Genomic DNA, 16,979 nt, shown 5'->3' on the forward strand with positions numbered 1-16,979 from the left:
GCATGACGCCCACCGCGACCTACCGGCTGCAGCTCCAGCCGGACTTCCCCTTCTCGGCCGCCGAGAAAGCGGTGCCGTATCTCGCCGCGCTCGGGGTCTCGCATCTGCATCTGTCCCCGGTACTGGAGGCCGTTCCGGGCTCGACGCACGGCTATGACGTCGTCGACCACGCGTCCGTACGGGCCGAGCTGGGCGGTGAGGCGGGGCTGCGGCAGCTCGCCCGCACGGCCCGTGAACACGGGCTCGGACTCGTCCTCGACATCGTGCCCAACCACATGGCCGCGGCCCCCCGCCACAACCACGCCCTGTGGGAGGTCCTGCGGGAGGGCCGGGACTCCGCCTACGCCCGCTGGTTCGACATCGACTGGACGGCGGGCGACGGCAAGCTGCTGCTGCCCGTGCTGCCGGGCCCGATCGGGGACGAACTGAGCGAGCTGCGCGTCGAGAACGGCGTGCTGCACCACGGCGAGCAGCGCTTTCCGCTCGCGCCCGGCACCGAGGGGCTCCCCCTGCCAGCGCTGCTGGACGCCCAGCACTACCGGCTCGCCTGGTGGCGGCTGGCCCGCACCGAGCTCAATTACCGCCGCTTCTTCACCATCTCCGAGCTGATCGGAGTCCGGGTGGAGGATCCGGAGGTCTTCGCCGCCACCCATGCCAAGATCCTGGAGCTGGTACGGGACGGAGTCGTCGAAGGGCTGCGCATCGACCACCCGGACGGCCTCGCCGACCCGGAGGACTATCTGCGCCGGCTGAACGAGGCGACGGGCGGCGACTGCTGGACGGTCGTGGAGAAGATCCTCACCGGCGACGAAACGCTGCCCGCCGGCTGGCCGGTCGCCGGCACCACCGGCTACGACGCGCTGCGCCATGTCGACGGTCTGTTCACCGACCCGGCGGGCGCCGCCGAGCTCGAACGGAGCTACCGCGACATCACCGGCCCCGCCGGGGACCGCGGCGGCTACTGGGAAGGGACGGTGCGCCGGGCCGCGTACAAGGTGGTCGTCCATGAACTGGCCGCCGAGACCGCTTTCCTGACCCGGACGGCCCAGCGCGTCTGCGCCGCCGATCCCGCACTGCGCGACCACGCGCCCTGGGCACTGGCCACGGCCATCAGGGAACTGCTGGTACGCGTGCCGGTCTACCGCCCGTACACCACGGCCGGCGGCCCCAGCCCCGAGGCCGCGGAGGCGGCGGTCCCGGAGGAGGCGGTGCGCCAGGCGAAGGCCGCGTTCACGGTCGAGCGGGAGGCGACGGCCGTGGACGTGGTGCGGGAGCTGGCGCTCGGCAGGCTCGGTACGGGCCCGGACCAGACCGCGTTCTGCGCGCGCTTCGCCCAGACCTCGTCCGCGCTGCGCGCCAAGTCCGTGGAGGACACCGCCTTCTACCGCTATGTGCCGCTGATCTCCGCGAACGAGGTGGGTGGCGATCCGGGCGGTCCTGCGGTGAGCCCGGAACGGTTCCACGCGTACTGCGCCAGGCTGGCGCGCGACTGGCCGGCCACCGGGACGGTGCTGACCACGCACGACACCAAGCGCAGCGCGGATGTACGCGCGGGGATCGCCGTGCTGTCCGAATGCCCGGAACGGTGGGCGGAGCTGCTGAAGCGGCTGGCCGGGGTGCCGGCCCCGGATCCGCTGCTGGCGTGGCAGGCATGGCAGACGGCGGTGGGCTTCACCCCGGCGGCGGACTCCGGTGTCCCGGACGCCTCGCGCATGGTGCCCGCGCTGCTGAAGTCCGTGCGGGAGGCCGGGCTGCACACGAGCTGGACGGAGACCGATCCGCTGTACGAGCAGGCCGTGACCGACTTCGTGGAGGCGGGCCCGGCCGGGCCCGGCCGCCGGACGGTCGCGCGGTTCACCCGGGCCCTCGCCCCGTATGTACGGACCAGTGCGCTGGGCGCGGCGCTGGTGCAGCTCACCATGCCGGGTGTGCCCGACCTCTACCAGGGCACGGAGCGCGAGTACTTCGCGCTGGTGGACCCCGACAACCGTGAGCGGTTCCGGACCGGACCGCCCGACGAGAAGACGGTGGTCACGACGGCGGCGCTGCGGCTGCGCCGGGACCGGCCCGGGGTGTTCGCCGAGTCCGGTACCTACGCCCCGCTGCACGCGACCGGTCCGGCCGCCGCGCACTGTCTGGCCTTCTGCCGCTCGGGCGAGGTGGTCACGGCCGTCACCCGGCTCCCGCTGCGGCTCGCGGAGGCGGGCGGCTGGGCCGGGACGGAGCTGGTGCTGCCCCCGGGACGGTGGTCGGATCTGCTCACGTCCCCGGAAAGGGAATTCGAGGGCGGCGCTCCGGTGGATCTGGCCGAGCTGTTCTCCGACCGGCCCGTGGCACTGCTCAGCCGCCGGAGCTGACGGCGGCGGCACAGCGGCGCCGCCGTGCCGCTGTGTTGTCGCGGGGCCGGGCGCCCGGCCCCGCGCCGGCGCCGGCGGACGGTCAGTGGGAGGCGAGCCGGAAACTCATCTGCCCGAAGCTGACCATGTCACCGTCGCGCACGACGACCGTCGAGGTCACCCGCCGTCCGTTGACGGTGGTGCCATTGGTCGAGCCGAGGTCGCGCAGGACCCACAGCCCGCCCTGCATGCTGAGTTCGGCGTGCAGCCGGGAGACCGTGTCATGGCTGAGCCGCAGCCCGTTCGCCGGGTCACGGCCGATGCGCAGCGGATACGGACTCGGCTGTGGCATCAGGAGTTTCGGCAGCCGTTCGACCTGCCAGGCCCTGCGCAGCCGCAGCGAGAACGCGGACACCCGGCCCACCGTCCCGAACAGCCTTCGTGACCAGCGGCCTTCGGACTCCAGATCCGCGGTGAGCATCTTCAGTTCGTCCGCCCTGCGGGCGGCCAGCGCGAGATCCATCCGGTGCAGGAAGGTGTCGTGCGACAGCTTGCCCTGCGCCGCTCCCTCCCTGAGCACCGCGAGGACACGGTCGCGCTCGGCGTCGGAGAGCCGCGCGGGATACGTGTGGAACTCGGAGGACGACGTCACAGAAATGATTGTCTGTCCGGCGGCCCTGGGGTGTCCAGACGCTCAGGGGTTTCCACCGCTCCCGGCGCCTCGCTGACCTGCACCGGAACGGACGGCTCCGGAGACCGCGCGCGGAGGGCGGCGGCGGGACGCGGGCCTCCGTACCGGACGGGCCGCGCCCTGGGTGGTGTGCACCCGATTCGCGGCGATCGCCGGGCCCCAGTCACTCTCTCTTGTCACCATGGAGGAACATCGAAGACGAGAAAACGCTGACGACAAAGGGGGAACCGCCAGTGCAGTTCGAGGTGTGGGCACCGCAGGCGCGGGACAGGGTCGTTCTCCGGGTGGAGGGCGAGGACCTGCTCATGGCGCGTGATCCGGAGCGGTCGGGCTGGTGGACCGCCGAGGCGCCCGCCGCCGACGGTACGCGCTACGGCTTCGCGCTCGACGACGGCCTCGTACTGCCCGATCCGCGTTCGCGCCGCCAGCCGGACGGTCCGGACGGCACGAGCGCCGTGGTGGACCAGAGCGCGTACGACTGGCGCAGCCCGTGGCCGGGCCGGGGACTGTCCGGCGCCGTCCTGTACGAACTGCACATCGGGACCTTCACCCGCGAGGGCACCTTCGACGCGGCCGCCGCGCGGCTCGCCGCGCTGGCCGAGCTGGGGATCACCCATGTCGAGCTGATGCCGGTGTGCCCGTTCCCCGGTACGCACGGCTGGGGGTACGAGGGGGTGTCGCTCTGGGCGGTGCACGAGCCGTACGGCGGCCCCGAGGCGTTGAAGCGCTTTGTCGACACGGCCCACGGTCTGGGCCTCGGTGTCGTACTCGACGTGGTCCACAACCATCTCGGCCCCGCCGGCAACTACCTGCCGCAGTTCGGCCCGTACTTCACCGAGACGCATCACACTCCGTGGGGCGCCGCGGTCAATCTCGACGCCCCCGGCTCGGACGAGGTCCGCGCCTATCTGCTGGGCAGCGCGCTCGGCTGGCTGCGGGACTTCCGGCTCGACGGGCTGCGGCTGGACGCCGTGCACGCACTCGCCGACCACCGGGCGCTGACCTTCCTCGAAGAGCTGTCCACCGCCGTCGACGCCCTCGCCACGGAGCTGGGCCGTCCGCTCTTCCTGATCGCCGAGTCCGATCTCAACGATCCCCGCACCACCACCCCCCGCGAGCGCGGCGGTCTCGGGCTGCACGCTCAGTGGAGCGACGATTTCCATCACTCCCTGCACACCGCGCTCACCGGCGAATCCCAGGGCTATTACGCGGACTTCGCCCGTCAGCCGCTCGCCGCGCTCGCCAAGACGCTGACCCGTGTCTTCTTCCACGACGGTACGTATTCGAGCTTCCGCGGCCGGGTGCACGGCCGTCCCGTCGAGCGGACGAGGACGCCGGCGAACCGCTTCCTCGGCTATGCGCAGACCCATGACCAGATCGGCAACCGGGCGCTCGGCGACCGGCTCTCCGCGACCCTCTCCCCCGGTCTGCTGGCCTGCGCCGCCGCACTGGTGCTGACGGGACCGCACACCCCGATGCTCTTCATGGGGGAGGAGTGGGGCGCGGGCACCCCCTGGCAGTTCTTCACCGATCATCCGGACCCGATACTCGCGGAGGCCGTACGCACCGGACGGCGAAGGGAGTTCGCGGCGCACGGCTGGGCGGAGGAGGACATCCCGGATCCGCAGGATCCCGGGACGCGCGAGCGGTCCTGCCTCGACTGGTCCGAGACCGGAAAGGAGCCGCACGCGCGCCTGCTGGCCTGGCACCGGGAGCTGATCGCCCTGCGGCGGGGCCAGCCGGATCTCGCCGACCCCGATCTGGCGGCGATAAAAACGGCGTACGCCGAAGGCGCGCGCTGGCTTGCGTACCGAAGGGGCGATCTGCGGATCGCCGTGAACCTCTCCCGGCAGGCCGTGGAGATCCCGCTGGGCCGCGGCGGCCGGGTGCTGGCCGCCTGGGAGCCGGTCCGGCCGCCGGGCCCGGACGGTGTGCTGAGGCTGCCGGCCGAGTCCTGTGTGATCCTCGCCGACGACTGACCGCGGGCAACCGGACACCGGCGACCGGACTCCCGGGCCGGGCCGGTGCTACTCGACGATGGCCATCGCGTGGGACGTGTTGTTGAAGCGGCGCCCGCCGTCCTCCGTGACCGTGACGATGTCCTCGATCCGGACCCCGAAGCGTCCCGGCAGATAGATGCCCGGCTCGACGGAGAAGCACATGCCCGGCACCAGTGGCCGCTCCTCGCCCTCGATCATGTAGGGCGGCTCATGGGTGGTGACGCCGATCCCGTGGCCGGTGCGGTGGATGAAGTAGTCGCCGTACCCCGCCGCCGTGATGACCGCCCGCGCCGCCCGGTCGACGTCCTGGCAGGCGGCGCCGGGACGGACGGCTTCGAAACCGGCCTGCTGCGCTTCGCGGACGACCTCGTGGACACGGCGCTCCTCGGCGCCGGGCTCCCCGACATGGACGGTACGCGTGGTGTCGGAGCCGTAACCGTGCTTGAGGCCGCCGAAGTCGAGGACGACCATGTCACCGTCTTCGATGACACGGTCACCGGCCTCGTGGTGCGGATCGGCTCCGTTGGGTCCCGAGCCGACCACGGTGAAGTCCACCTGGGAATGGCCGTGCCGCAGCAGGAGCGCGGCGAGGTCTGCGGCCACCTCCTGCTCCCGGCGCCCGGCGAAGCGGACCCGCAGGATCTCGCCGTACGCGGCGTCGGCCGCCGCACCCGCCGCCTCGACCCTGGCCAGCTCCCGCGCGTCCTTGACGGCGCGCAGCATCGGCAGCGCCTCGGTCAGCGCCACATACGAGGTGCCGGGCAGGGCCCGCTGCAACGCGAGCAGATGCAGCGCCCAGGCGTTGTCGCTGACGCCGAAGCGCCCGGCGGGATCCAGCAGCGCGGCGGTGACGGCGTACGGATCCTTGCCGTCGGTCCAGTCGCGGAGCGTGAAAGCGGGCGCGCCCGCGGCCCGCGCGGCGTCCGCGGCCTCCAGCGTGGGCACCACCAGCACGGGATCGTGGCCCTGGGCCAGGACGAGCAGGGTGAGCCGCTCGGTGTCGGCGGTCGGCCGGTAGCCGGTGAGATGGACCAGGTCGGGGCCCGGCGCGACCAGCACCCCCGCGAGACCGGCAGCGGCGGCGGACTCGGCCGCGCGGGCCATCCGGGCGCGGTAGTCGTCAGCGGTGAAGGGCACGGGGGCGGTGGTCATGGTCTCCTCCTCGGCGGCGAACCTCGTGGCCGCACCGCGAACGTACGGGCCGCCGGGCGGACGATGCCGCCGGCCCTCCGATCCTCCCACCACCGGCACGCGCCCGACAGGCCCGTCCCCGGCGGGCGCGGCGGCAAGGCCCCGGGCTGCGGGCTCCGGCAACTTCATCGCCTGTGACCTGGCGATTCAAGGTTTGCCGCAGGTTCTCACAAGACGGCGCGGGCAGAGTGGCGCCCGTTCAACCGCTGCCAACGATTCAGCTTCCGTGGAGGTACCACACCGTGAAATCAATGTCGAAGTCGGTCGTCGCGGGGCTCGCGGGGGCCGTCGTGGCTCTGGGGCTCGCGGTGGTACCCGCACAGGCGCAGTCCGCTCCGACCGCGAGCGAACTCTGCGGCTGGGCGCCCAGGGAAAGCCTCACGGCCATCGGCACCATCGTGAAGTCCAAGGCGGCGGTGCACACCGGCCCCGGCCAGGAGTGCCTGGTCACGGAGCACCGCGCACTCAACAGCCCGGTCGAGATCTTCTGCAAGTACCGGAACTCGGCCCAAAATATCTGGTACAACACCACGTTCGGCTGGATCTACAGCCCCTACATCGACATCGACAGGGGCACCGTCGCCACCTGCTGACCGCTGGACGGTCCCCCCGGCCGGGCCCTCCCGCGGCTCGGGGCCCGTTGAAGCGGCCATGGTGGCGTCGACCGGCTGGTCACCGGTCGACGCCACCGTCGTGGATCGTCGCGAGCCCGCCGGGGATGCCGGACAGCCCTTGGGGCCTGTTGCGAAAGCGTCGCCCGGCCTGCGGGCGGACGGCGCCGCTTCGCAACACGCCCTAATCCGGAGGATCCTCCGCGACCAGCCGTTCCAGCAGTTCCTGGAAGCCGTCGTCGACGACGATCCGGGGCCCGTCGCCGTCCGTGTCCCGCTCACTGAGCTGGGTGAGCGCGCCGCCGCGCCACCAGTACACACAGGGGCTGATGGCGCCCGGGGTGTCCTCGTATCCGGAGGCGGCGAAGGAGGCCATCGCGTTGAGGGACGGGATCATGGTCGTGTCGCGGATGACATGGAAGGCGAGCTGATGCCGGAAGGGCATGGCGACCAGCGCCCCGTCCCCGGTGATCCGCTGCCCGGTGACCTGCCGTACGACCGTCTCCAGCGCCAGGACCCGGCTGGCCGTGTAGAACGAGTCGCCGACGACGACCTCGAAGCGCATTCCGCCGGCGTCCTTGACGGTCTCCGAACCCTCGACCGGCAGCTCCCGCAGGTTGCGCAGGGCCTGGTCACGCAGGTGCCGGACCTCGCCGAGCGGCTCCAGCGCCTCGTCGGTGAGCATCATGACGCTCTCCGGGAGATCGAGGGCGAGCACCTCGTACAGCCCGGGAGCGACGGACCGCGCGTAGCCGAAGCTCTGCGGATCGAGGCCCTCCCGGCTGATCACGCGAGGATAGAGCTGGGCCCGGATCTGCTCGGGCGGCAGGGTGTCCAGGGCCGAGGGAGCGTCCAGGGTGCGCAGCACCGTACCGGCGTGCCGGCGTGTCAGTTCGCCCCAGACTCGGGGGCCCCGGCCGTCGTTGTGGCAGACGGCGGCGAGATTGCCGAGGCCGAACTGACGGCCGCCGCTGTCGGTGACCACATCGGCGTACACCGTGACTTCCAGGCCGTGCTCCGCGAACGCCTGGCGCACCTGGCCGCGGAACCGCGCGCCCTCGTCGGCCGAGAAGAAGGAGAACGCGGGGTCCCGGGGCACATCACGTCCGTCACGTTTCGGCCCCCGCCGGAACATTCCCACGCCGCCATCGCCTCCGCCTGTGTCCGTCCGTACACGCTCACCGTCCAGGCTATGCGCCGGACCGGGCCCGGGTGACCGTCTCGGCGATCGTGCTCAGGGGCCGTCGAGGGTGATCACGAGGTCCGCCCGGTCCCGGCCCGCCGCCACCAGCCGGGCATTGGCCTCGTCGGACTCCCGCACCCAGCGCTCGGCGTCCGCGCGGTCCTTGCCGAAGGCGACATGCCGGTCGATGAGCCGGCGCACCCGCGTCAGCGGGTCGAGTTCCAGGTACCACACCTCGTCGAGGAGCGGCCGGACGGGCGCCCAGGGGCCGTCGTCGTGCAGCAGATAGTTGCCCTCCGTGATGACCAGAGGGGTGCCGGGACCGACCGGGATGCTGCCGGCCACCGGCTCCTCCAGCGTCCGGTCGAAGGCCGGGGCGTAGACCACCGCTCCGGCCGTGGGAGCGCGCAGCCGGGCAAGCAGCGCCGCGTAACCGGTGGCGTCGAAGGTGTCGGGGGCGCCCTTGCGGCCGGCGCGGCCGAGGCGGTTCAGCTCGGCCTGGGCCAGATGGAAGCCGTCCATGGGAACGAGTGCCGCGAGCCCGGCGAGTTCGTCAGCGAGCCGTGCGGCGAGGGTCGACTTGCCCGCTCCCGGCGCGCCCGCGATGCCGAGGATGCTCCGGCGGCCGGAGGCGGCGAGCACGCGGGCGCGACTGCTGAGCCGGGCGATCTGCTGCGCGTCCATGGGGGGCATTGTTCCATCCTTGCCCGGACTCCCGTCATACGTATAACGTACGACCATGTCGCATATCGCCCTGGTCACCCTTGTCGTCGACGATTACGACAGGGCCATCGCCTTCTATACGGACGCCCTCGGTTTCCGGCTGGCCGAGGACACCGACCGGGGCGACGGCTCCCGCTGGGTGGTGGTGAGTCCGCCCGGTTCCGGCCACGGGTCCACGGGCCTGCTGCTGGCCCGCGCCAAGGACGACACCCAGCGGGCCAGGATCGGTGCGCAGACCGGCGGCCGGGTCGGATTCTTCCTGCACACCGAGGACTTCGCCCGCGACCACGCCAGGATGCTGGCCGCCGGGGTCCGCTTCCTGGAGGAGCCCCGCCATGAGCCCTACGGCTCGGTCGCGGTCTTCGAGGACCTCTACGGGAACCGCTGGGACCTGCTTCAGCCCGCCAAATAGGGCGCCGGTCGGCGCGGCGCACCGGTGTCCGTTGACACCCCGTCCACGCCCCGAACTCGCCGCGCGTTTCCTCCCTTTGGCCCGCGCCGGGCCGCACCGCCGGGTCAGCGGCGCCGCCACAACGACACCGCGCGGTGCCGAGTGGTGCCGAACGGCGTCCCGCCGGTACGGTCGGGCGCCAGGGTGACAGGCCCGAGACCGGTCCTGCCGCCCTCCGAGCACGGCACGTCGGGCACGAAGGGGGCCGGGGCATGAGCCTGGCGCAGTTGCACTACACCTCCGCACCGCCGGGACCCGACGGATCCGGCTTCCGGTTCACCGCGGTCTCCCCCGGCATACCCGGCGAACTGCTCAAGGAGGTCGAGCAGCTCATCGGCTACGAGCCGCCGCACGACGCGCCCCCGCACCCCACGGATGCCGAACTCGCCGCGCTGCCCCGGGCGTTCAGCCACAGCGTGCTCTCCGACGGGAGCCGCCTGCTGGCCAGGACCGTCCCCACGGCCGACGGTCACAGCGGGCGCCGGGGCACCTTCCACGCCCATGCCGTCCATCTGCCCGCGAGCAGCGCGCCGTCCACCGGGGCCGCTCCCATCAGCGCCTGGAACTCGCCGCAGTGGGCCGCGGGCACCCCGGCCGGCGGCGTGCCCGCGCCGCTGGAGGCGCCTCCGGCGGGACGGAGCTTCGACCGGCGGGAGCTGGTCACGTTCGCCGCCTCCCGGGCGCCCTGGCTCGCGGTGTTCCTCGCCGGTCTGCGCGAGCTGACCGAGGAGGCGGCGGCGCCGCGGATCGTGCTCGTCGAGCGGGACAGCGAGGACGTGGCACGGTGGATCGCACTGGCCAGCGCGGTGCTGCCGGGCGCGGCCGTCCACCGGCTGACCTTCACCACATACACCCGGCGTCCGCGGCTCGCCGGGCAGCAGATCCTCGGCGTCCTGCCGGACGACGCGCGGGAGCTGGCCGGACAGGAGCATCTCTGCCGCGTACTCGATCCGGCCGGTGCCGGGCCGGCGGATCCGGTGGCGGACGCCTGGGCCCTGATCGCCGCGCGCGTCTGGCTGGCCAGGGCTCCCGAGCTGTTCGCGGAGGCGTCCGCGCTGCCGGGCGGCCCGCTCACCGCAGGACCTCTCGCCGTCGCCGCCCTGTGCGCGGGAATCGCGCCGGGAGCGACCGGCCGCGCGGCGGCGGCCGACTGGGCGCGGGAGCACACGGACGCGCTGGACGATCAGCGGCTGCGGCAGCTCGTCGACGCCCTGTGCGCACCCGCCGAGGACGACCGGACGCCGGGCGAAACGGCGGCCCTCGCCGGGCTGCTCGCGGCGCTCGACGGCAGGGCTCCGGCCGCCACGGTGGCGCCGCTCGCCGCGCTCGTACTGACCGAGGCGGTCCGCGCTCCGCGGCTCGGGGCACCGGCCGGGACCGGGCTGTCCGGTCAGTGGCTGCCGGCGCTCCCCGAGGAGCTCAAGCGGCGGCTCGCCGCCGAGCTGGCTCCTGAACTGCGCGCCGGCATCGTGGGCAGGCCCGGGGACGAGCCCGGCGGCACGGACACCTCCCGGCCGGTCGAGCTGCTGCGCGTCGCCGAACTGCTCGGCATGGACCCCGCGGAGCTGCTGCCCGGCCTCGCGCAGCGGCTGGCCCACGCGCTGATCGCCGGTCCCGAGTCGGCCTACACCCCCGCCCTGCGGACCGCGCTCGACGAGCACTTCGATCTGCGGACGGCACTGCTCGGCAGGCTGGACGCGCTCGCCGCGGACGACCCGCCCGCCGCCGCCCGGCTGCTCGCCCGCACGTCGTTTCCGTTCGACGGGATCCAGACGCTGCCGCATCTGCGGATGTGCGCCGAGGCTCCCGCGCCCGCGCCGCACGGCGCCGACCGGATCGCCGTCCTGCACTCCGTGCTGCGTGCCGCCGGCGCCTCACCGCTCGCCGATCCGCTGGTGCTGCGCACCGCTGTCCGGCTGGTGTGGGACGGCGGTACGCCGACCGCGTCCGAGGCCCGCCTGATGCTCACCGAAAGCGGCTCGGACGCCCACCGCGCGGCGGGCACCTGGTCCGCCCTGGTGAGGGCGGCGCTCGACGGGCCCGGGGACCGGTCCGACGCCCCGGACCTCGCCCACGCTCTGCTGCGCTCCTTCCCAGAGGAGCTCGAACCGCGCGTACGAGGAGCCCTGCAACTCCTTGAGTTCGCCGGGGAGCTGCGGGCGGGGCGGACCGGCTCTGGCTGGACCGCGAGGGCGCTGGCGCTGCGGTCCGCCGCGGAACCGGTGGAACCGGGCGTGCTGGTGGAGGTGTTCGGGACCCTCGCCCGCGCCCTGCTCACCGAGGAGCGGCCGGAGGGCGAGCTGTACGCGCTCGTGCACTGCGGCGACACCGACCTGACCTCGGCGTACCGGCGGGCCGCCCACGAGGAGTGGGTACGCGACCGGCTGCGTACCGTCCCCGGTCACGCGGCCGACTGCTTTGTCGCGTGGACCTCGCTGCCGGGAGCCAACCGGACCTGGGACGAGATCCGCACGACCCTGCTCGACAAGGTGCTGCGTCCTGTTGTGCGCGCGCTGCCGGCCGAGGACCTCGCCGCCGTGGAGCGGTGCCTGGAGCGTACGGGCGGCCGGAGGGCCGAGGAGTTCCGCGCCTGGAACCGGCCGGGCGCCCTGGGCAGACTCGGCCTGCGTCTCGGTGGCCGCGGCCGGCGTCAGGGCGGCTGACACGATACGGCCGGCCGCCGGCCCTCATGGGGCTCGGCGGCCGGCCGTGGATCCTGCGTCCGGTGGTCACCGGACGCGGTGGCCAGCGGGCGTCGCGCCGTCAGCTCGCGTCGGGCGTGAGCTGGAGCGAGATGCTGTTGATGCAGTACCGCTGGTCCGTCGGGGTCGGATAGCCCTCGCCCTCGAAGACATGGCCCAGGTGCGAGCCGCAGCGTGCGCAGCGGACCTCGACGCGGACCATGCCGTGCGAGCGGTCCTCGATCAGCTCGACCGCGTCCGTGTCCTTCGGGTCGTAGAAGGACGGCCAGCCGCAGTGCGACTCGAACTTGGTGTCGGAGCGGAACAGCTCCGCGCCGCACGCGCGACAGGAGTACACGCCGGCCGTCTTGGTGTCGGTGTATTCGCCGGTGAAGGCGGGTTCGGTGCCGGCCTTGCGGAGTACCTGGTACTCCGCGGCGGACAGCTCCGCGCGCCACTGCTCGTCCGGCTTGTCGATGTCGTACGACATGCGCTCTCCCTCAGTCGGTCAGGCGGGCCAGGATGTGCGGACCGAGGTCCGTGACGTCGCCCGCGCCCATAGTGAGAACGAGATCCCCCGGTCCGGCCATTCCCGCGACGACCTCGGGAACCGCGCTCTTGTCGTGGACGGCGGTGACCTCGGCGCCCGCCGCCTTCGCGGCATCGATGATCAGCGCACTGGTGACACCCGGGACCGGGTCCTCACGGGCCGGGTAGATGTCCAGGACCACCGAGGCGTCCGCGAGCGCGAGCGCCTGGCCCATCTCCGTGGCCAGCTCCTGTGTGCGGGAGAAGAGGTGCGGCTGGAAGACGACCAGCAGCCGCGAGCCGGGCGCCGCGGCGGCGCGCATCGCCTCCAGGTCGGCGGTCATCTCGGTGGGGTGGTGCGCGTACGAGTCGATGACCTGGACGCCCGCCGCCTCGCCCTTGAGCTGGAGACGGCGCTTGACGCCGGTGTACTTGCCGAGGGCCGAGGCCAGATTGTGCGCCGGGATGCCCAGCGCCACGCCCGCGGCCAGGGCCGCGACCGCGTTGAGCGCGTAGTGCCGGCCGGGCACCGAGACCGTGAAGGTGAGGAAGCGGCCGTCGAGCAGGACCGTGACCTCGCTGGTCAGCCCGCGCGCGGTGACCTTGTGGACGCATACGTCGGCGGTGGCGTCCGCCCCGTAGGTGACGATGGTGAGCGCGGACCGGCCGCTCAGCCGGGAGGCCAGCTCGACGGCGCCCGGCTGGTCGGCGGAGATCACCAGCGTCCCGCCGGGGACGACCTTGCCGACGAAGGTCTCGAAGGACTCGTAGATCTCCTCCATCGAGGAGTAGTTGGCGTGGTGGTCCAGCTCGGCGTTGAGGACGATCGCGACCTCGGGGTCGTACTTCTGGAAGCTGCGGTCGCTCTCGTCGGCCTCCGCGACGAAGATGTCACCCGCTCCGTGCTGGGCGTTCGTACCCGGCCCCGCCAGATCGCCGCCGATCGCGTACGAGGGGTCGAGGCCCAGCTCGGTGAGGGCGACGGCCAGCATGGAGGTCGTGGTCGTCTTGCCGTGGGTGCCCGCGACGGCGATCGACCGCAGGCCGCCCATCAGCGAGGCCAGCGCGTCGGAGCGGTGCACCACGGGCACGGACAGCTCCGCCGCGCGGGCCAGCTCGGGGTTGTCGGCCCGGATGGCACTGGAGACCACCACACACGACGCGTCGTCCGCGAGATGGGTCGCGGCATGGCCGATGTGCACGGTGGCCCCCAGGGCCCGCAGCGCCTGCGCGGTCTCCGACTCCTTGGCGTCACTGCCCGCGACCTTGGCGCCGCGCTGGGTGAGGATCTTCGCGATACCTGACATTCCGGCGCCGCCGATGCCGATGAAGTGCGGCCGTTCCATGGCGGTGGGGATACCGGGTGCCATAGGTGTTTCTCCCAGGGTGCAGGCGGTGCAGCGTCACGCTGTGTCGGGGCTCCAGCCTATTCGCTGTGCGCGAAGAGCTTGAGCACCGGGACGCCGACCTTGTGGCGCGCCCGGGACGCCCAGTCGCGGTGGAAGAACTCCTCCACGTAGTGCGGCTCGGTCAGCACGATCACCTCGTCCGCCCCCGACTCGTCCACCACTCCCTTGAGCAGGTCCAGCGGATGCTCCTCGACGACCTGGCCCACGGCCTCGGACCCCTGGGCGCGCAGCGCCGTCAGGGAATGCGCGAGCGCCAGTTCGGCGGGTTGTCTGGCCTGCCTGCCCTCCGGCTCCTCGCCCTCCCTGGCGGCTTCACCCAGTTCCCCGAGCGCGACATCGTCGATGGCGCGCAGCAGCACATCGGCCTGGTCCCCGCGAGGCTGCATGAGGACGACGAAAGAAACCGTCTCGTCGCCGTGCAGGGTCGTGACGAACTCCACGTCCTCGGGCGTCAGAGGTTTCTCGATCATCAATACGCTTGTGAACACGGCAGGCACCCTTCGTCTTCCCAGGCCGTTCGACCCACTGCGGAAACCATCCTTCCCCGTGCCCGCACGGGGTTTCCGAGTAAGTCTGCCCAGCGGAAGCTAACCGGAACGATAAATTCCATTGACTGTCAAATGCGACAATATCGACCGAAAAGAAAGCCGTCCTCCTCCAGTAGCGACGCCAGCGCGAACCGTTCGGGGACGGCGAGACCCGGCCCGCCCGCGATGCGCTGCGCGTACCCCGAAGTGAGCGCCGGAGACACCGTCAGGCACAGTTCGTCCAGAACGCCGGCCGTCACGAACTGACCGAGCAGCCGGGGGCCGCCCTCGGTGAGCAGCCGTACGAGGCCGCGTTCCGCGAGAGCGCCCACGGCCCTGGCGGGATCCACCCCGGGGCCGTCGCCCGCGATCACCACCCGGGCCCCGGCCTTCTCCGCCGCCCGGATCCGCTCCGGGGGCGCCGCCGCGCCGGTGAGTACGAGCGTCTGGACAAGAGGCGCGGTGAACAGCGGCAGCGAGAAGTCCAGGGCGAGGCTCGCGCTGACCACGGCGATCACCGGCGCGGGCCCCTGGCCGGCCGCCGCGCGGCGCTCGGCGAAGGCGTCCCGGGCGCGGGCCGGCCGGTACCCCTCCGAGCGAACCGTTTCAGCACCGACCACCACCGCGTCGGCGAGCCCGCGCAGTGCCCCGAAGATCCGCATGTCGGCGGCGGAGGAGAGGGGCGCAGAGCGGCCGTCGTGCTGGGCGGCGCCGTCCAGCGTGGACACCATGTTGGCCCGCAGCCAGGGGCCGCCGCCCATGTCCGCCGGGTACCCGTACGCCTCCGCCAGTTCGCCGGGGGTCCACTCACGGTCCGCGGCGGAGACTGTCTGATCGGTCACAGGGAACAGGCGTCGCATGCGGAGCAGTCTGGCACGGCGCATAGAGTGGAGAGCTGTGTCGTCCTCCCCCGCCGCCTCCGGCCGCGCCCCGACCGCCGACGTGGCCCCGCTCTCGCTCCGCGCACGTGAGCCGCGCGTCCCCGCCGACCGGCTGGTCGCGGAGATGGTCCCGCCGCCGCGCTTCGATTCCGTACGTTTCGACACGTACGTGCCCGATCCGAACCAGCCCAGCCAGACCGAGGCGGTCGCCGTACTGAGCGCCTTCGCGGCGGGACTGGACGGAGCGCGGGAGTCCGGGGGCGGTACCGGACGGCGCCGCTGGTTCGCCAGAAAGCCCGCTGTGCCCACGGGGCCGCGCGGGATCTATCTGGACGGCGGCTACGGCGTCGGCAAGACCCATCTGCTGGCGTCCCTGTGGCACGCCACCCCGGCCGCGCCGGAACAGAAGGCGTTCGGGACCTTCGTGGAGCTGACGAATCTGGTCGGCGCGCTGGGTTTCCAGCAGACGGTCCAGACGCTCGGCGGCCACCGGCTCCTCTGCATCGACGAGTTCGAACTGGACGATCCGGGCGACACCGTCCTGGTGTCCACCCTGCTGGGCAAGCTGGTGGACTCGGGGGTGGCGCTTGCCGCCACCTCCAACACGCTGCCCGGAAAGCTCGGCGAGGGCCGGTTCGCCGCCGCCGACTTCCTCCGGGAGATCCAGGGGCTGTCGGCGCGCTTCCGCCCCCTGCGCATCGACGGTGAGGACTACCGCCACCGCGGACTGCCCGAGGCGCCCGCGCCGTTCTCCGACGAACAGGTGACCAAGGCCGCCCACGCGACCCCGGGCGCCAGCCTGGACGACTTCCCCGGGCTGCTCGACCACCTCTCCCGGGTCCATCCGAGCCGGTACGGGGCGCTCACGGAAGGGCTGCGGGCCGTCTGCCTCACGGATGTCCGGGCCGTGCCCGACCAGTCGACGGCGCTGCGGCTCGTCGTCCTGGCGGACCGGCTCTACGACCGGGAGATCCCGGTCCTCGCCTCCGGTCTTCCCTTTGACCGGCTGTTCAGCGACGAGATGCTGAACGGCGGCTACCGAAAGAAGTACTTCCGGGCGATCTCCCGGCTGACGGCCCTGGCCCGGGACGCGAAAGGGCTGGTCGCCCGGTAGGTTCGGTGTCGCGGCAACACGCGTCGGCGTACGGGGCTTTGTCACACGGGGCGCCGTCACTCGCTCGTCCCCGCACGGGCGCCCCCGGGCATCCGCACGCGGGGCGTCTTCACACAGGTATCACCAGAACCAACCAGAAGGGTTCCACCATGGCCACCACGCGCCAGGCGCACACGGTCTGGGAGGGCAACCTCCTCCAGGGCACGGGCACCGTCACCTTCGACTCCTCCGGCATCCCCGACCAGGGGGTCTCCTGGCCCTCCCGCGCGGAGAAGGCCAACGGCAAGACCAGCCCGGAAGAGCTGATAGCGGCCGCCCACTCCAGCTGCTTCTCGATGGCGCTCTCGAACGGCCTGGCCCAGGGCGGCACCCCGCCGACCAGGCTGACCACCCAGGCCGAGGTCACCTTCCAGCCCGGCACCGGCATCACCGGCATCCACCTCACCGTGCAGGGCGATGTCCCGGGCCTGGACGAGGCGGGCTTCGTCAAGGCCGCCGAGGACGCCAAGGCGAACTGCCCCGTCAGCCAGGCGCTCTCGGCCACGCCGATCACGCTGAGCGCCTCGCTGGCCTGACGCGGGTCCGGTGCTCCCGCCCGGCCCTCCGGTGCCCTTGAATCCGGGGCACCGTCCGGCGCGGGAGCCCCGTGGCAC

General features: G+C 72.7%; 15 protein-coding genes. 7 read left to right on the forward strand and 8 right to left on the reverse strand.

Annotated features, from left to right (window positions below):
* Positions 1 to 2: 2 nt before the first annotated feature.
* Entirely contained in the window at positions 3 to 2,357 is a 2,355-nt protein-coding gene (gene treY / locus ABZ707_RS05640) for a malto-oligosyltrehalose synthase (RefSeq protein WP_360168222.1), read from the forward strand.
* Between the two features lie 82 nt (positions 2,358 to 2,439).
* Here treY and ABZ707_RS05645 read toward each other — a convergent pair whose 3' ends face one another.
* Positions 2,440 to 2,988 carry an FHA domain-containing protein gene (locus tag ABZ707_RS05645; RefSeq protein ID WP_360168225.1) on the reverse strand — a complete coding sequence of 183 codons (549 nt, stop codon included), beginning with the start codon at positions 2,986 to 2,988 and terminating at the stop codon, positions 2,440 to 2,442.
* A 272-nt stretch (positions 2,989 to 3,260) separates the two neighbouring features.
* Between ABZ707_RS05645 and treZ the strand changes: the two genes are divergently transcribed.
* Positions 3,261 to 5,006 (forward strand): malto-oligosyltrehalose trehalohydrolase, encoded by a 1,746-nt coding sequence (gene treZ, locus ABZ707_RS05650; protein WP_360168228.1) that lies wholly within the window; start codon positions 3,261 to 3,263, stop codon positions 5,004 to 5,006.
* Positions 5,007 to 5,054: 48 nt separating this feature from the next.
* On the opposite strand, the gene ABZ707_RS05655 is transcribed toward treZ, so the two are convergent.
* Positions 5,055 to 6,179, reverse strand: coding sequence for an aminopeptidase P family protein (locus tag ABZ707_RS05655; protein WP_360168231.1), 1,125 nt, complete (start codon positions 6,177 to 6,179; stop codon positions 5,055 to 5,057).
* 290 nt (positions 6,180 to 6,469) lie between these two features.
* Here ABZ707_RS05655 and ABZ707_RS05660 point away from each other — a divergent pair, with 290 nt between their 5' ends.
* Positions 6,470 to 6,811: a hypothetical protein gene (locus ABZ707_RS05660; protein WP_360168234.1), complete on the forward strand. Its 342-nt coding sequence runs from the start codon at positions 6,470 to 6,472 to the stop codon at positions 6,809 to 6,811.
* Positions 6,812 to 7,013: 202 nt separating this feature from the next.
* On the opposite strand, the gene ABZ707_RS05665 is transcribed toward ABZ707_RS05660, so the two are convergent.
* On the reverse strand, positions 7,014 to 7,970 hold the full coding sequence (locus tag ABZ707_RS05665) for a hypothetical protein (protein WP_360168237.1): 957 nt from the start codon (positions 7,968 to 7,970) through the stop codon (positions 7,014 to 7,016).
* Between the two features lie 93 nt (positions 7,971 to 8,063).
* Positions 8,064 to 8,705 carry a nucleoside/nucleotide kinase family protein gene (locus tag ABZ707_RS05670; RefSeq protein WP_360168240.1) on the reverse strand — a complete coding sequence of 214 codons (642 nt, stop codon included), beginning with the start codon at positions 8,703 to 8,705 and terminating at the stop codon, positions 8,064 to 8,066.
* 46 nt (positions 8,706 to 8,751) lie between these two features.
* Here ABZ707_RS05670 and ABZ707_RS05675 point away from each other — a divergent pair, with 46 nt between their 5' ends.
* The gene (locus tag ABZ707_RS05675; RefSeq protein WP_360168243.1) at positions 8,752 to 9,147 is read left to right on the forward strand and encodes a VOC family protein; all 396 of its coding nucleotides are present in this window, start codon (positions 8,752 to 8,754) and stop codon (positions 9,145 to 9,147) included.
* A gap of 251 nt (positions 9,148 to 9,398) precedes the next feature.
* Complete coding sequence (locus ABZ707_RS05680; RefSeq protein WP_360168246.1) at positions 9,399 to 11,849, forward strand: GTPase-associated protein 1-related protein; 2,451 nt, start codon at positions 9,399 to 9,401, stop codon at positions 11,847 to 11,849.
* 100 nt (positions 11,850 to 11,949) lie between these two features.
* On the opposite strand, the gene msrB is transcribed toward ABZ707_RS05680, so the two are convergent.
* The 4 genes from msrB to ABZ707_RS05700 form a co-directional block, all read right to left on the reverse strand.
* Positions 11,950 to 12,357 (reverse strand): peptide-methionine (R)-S-oxide reductase MsrB, encoded by a 408-nt coding sequence (gene msrB, locus ABZ707_RS05685; protein WP_360168249.1) that lies wholly within the window; start codon positions 12,355 to 12,357, stop codon positions 11,950 to 11,952.
* A gap of 10 nt (positions 12,358 to 12,367) precedes the next feature.
* Positions 12,368 to 13,765 (reverse strand): UDP-N-acetylmuramate--L-alanine ligase, encoded by a 1,398-nt coding sequence (gene murC / locus ABZ707_RS05690; RefSeq protein ID WP_360168252.1) that lies wholly within the window; start codon positions 13,763 to 13,765, stop codon positions 12,368 to 12,370.
* A 56-nt stretch (positions 13,766 to 13,821) separates the two neighbouring features.
* A complete protein-coding gene (locus ABZ707_RS05695; RefSeq protein ID WP_360168255.1) occupies positions 13,822 to 14,292 on the reverse strand; it encodes an indole-3-glycerol phosphate synthase in 471 nt (156 codons plus the stop codon).
* 128 nt (positions 14,293 to 14,420) lie between these two features.
* A complete protein-coding gene (locus ABZ707_RS05700) occupies positions 14,421 to 15,191 on the reverse strand; it encodes a pyrimidine reductase family protein (protein WP_360168258.1) in 771 nt (256 codons plus the stop codon).
* A gap of 37 nt (positions 15,192 to 15,228) precedes the next feature.
* On the opposite strand from ABZ707_RS05700, the gene zapE reads away from it, so the two are divergent.
* Positions 15,229 to 16,326 carry a cell division protein ZapE gene (zapE, locus tag ABZ707_RS05705; protein WP_360168261.1) on the forward strand — a complete coding sequence of 366 codons (1,098 nt, stop codon included), beginning with the start codon at positions 15,229 to 15,231 and terminating at the stop codon, positions 16,324 to 16,326.
* 149 nt (positions 16,327 to 16,475) lie between these two features.
* Complete coding sequence (locus ABZ707_RS05710; RefSeq protein WP_360168264.1) at positions 16,476 to 16,901, forward strand: OsmC family protein; 426 nt, start codon at positions 16,476 to 16,478, stop codon at positions 16,899 to 16,901.
* Positions 16,902 to 16,979 lie beyond the last annotated feature (78 nt).

It is taken from the genome of Streptomyces sp. NPDC006923 (genome assembly GCF_040635655.1).
Lineage (GTDB): Bacteria > Actinomycetota > Actinomycetes > Streptomycetales > Streptomycetaceae > Streptomyces.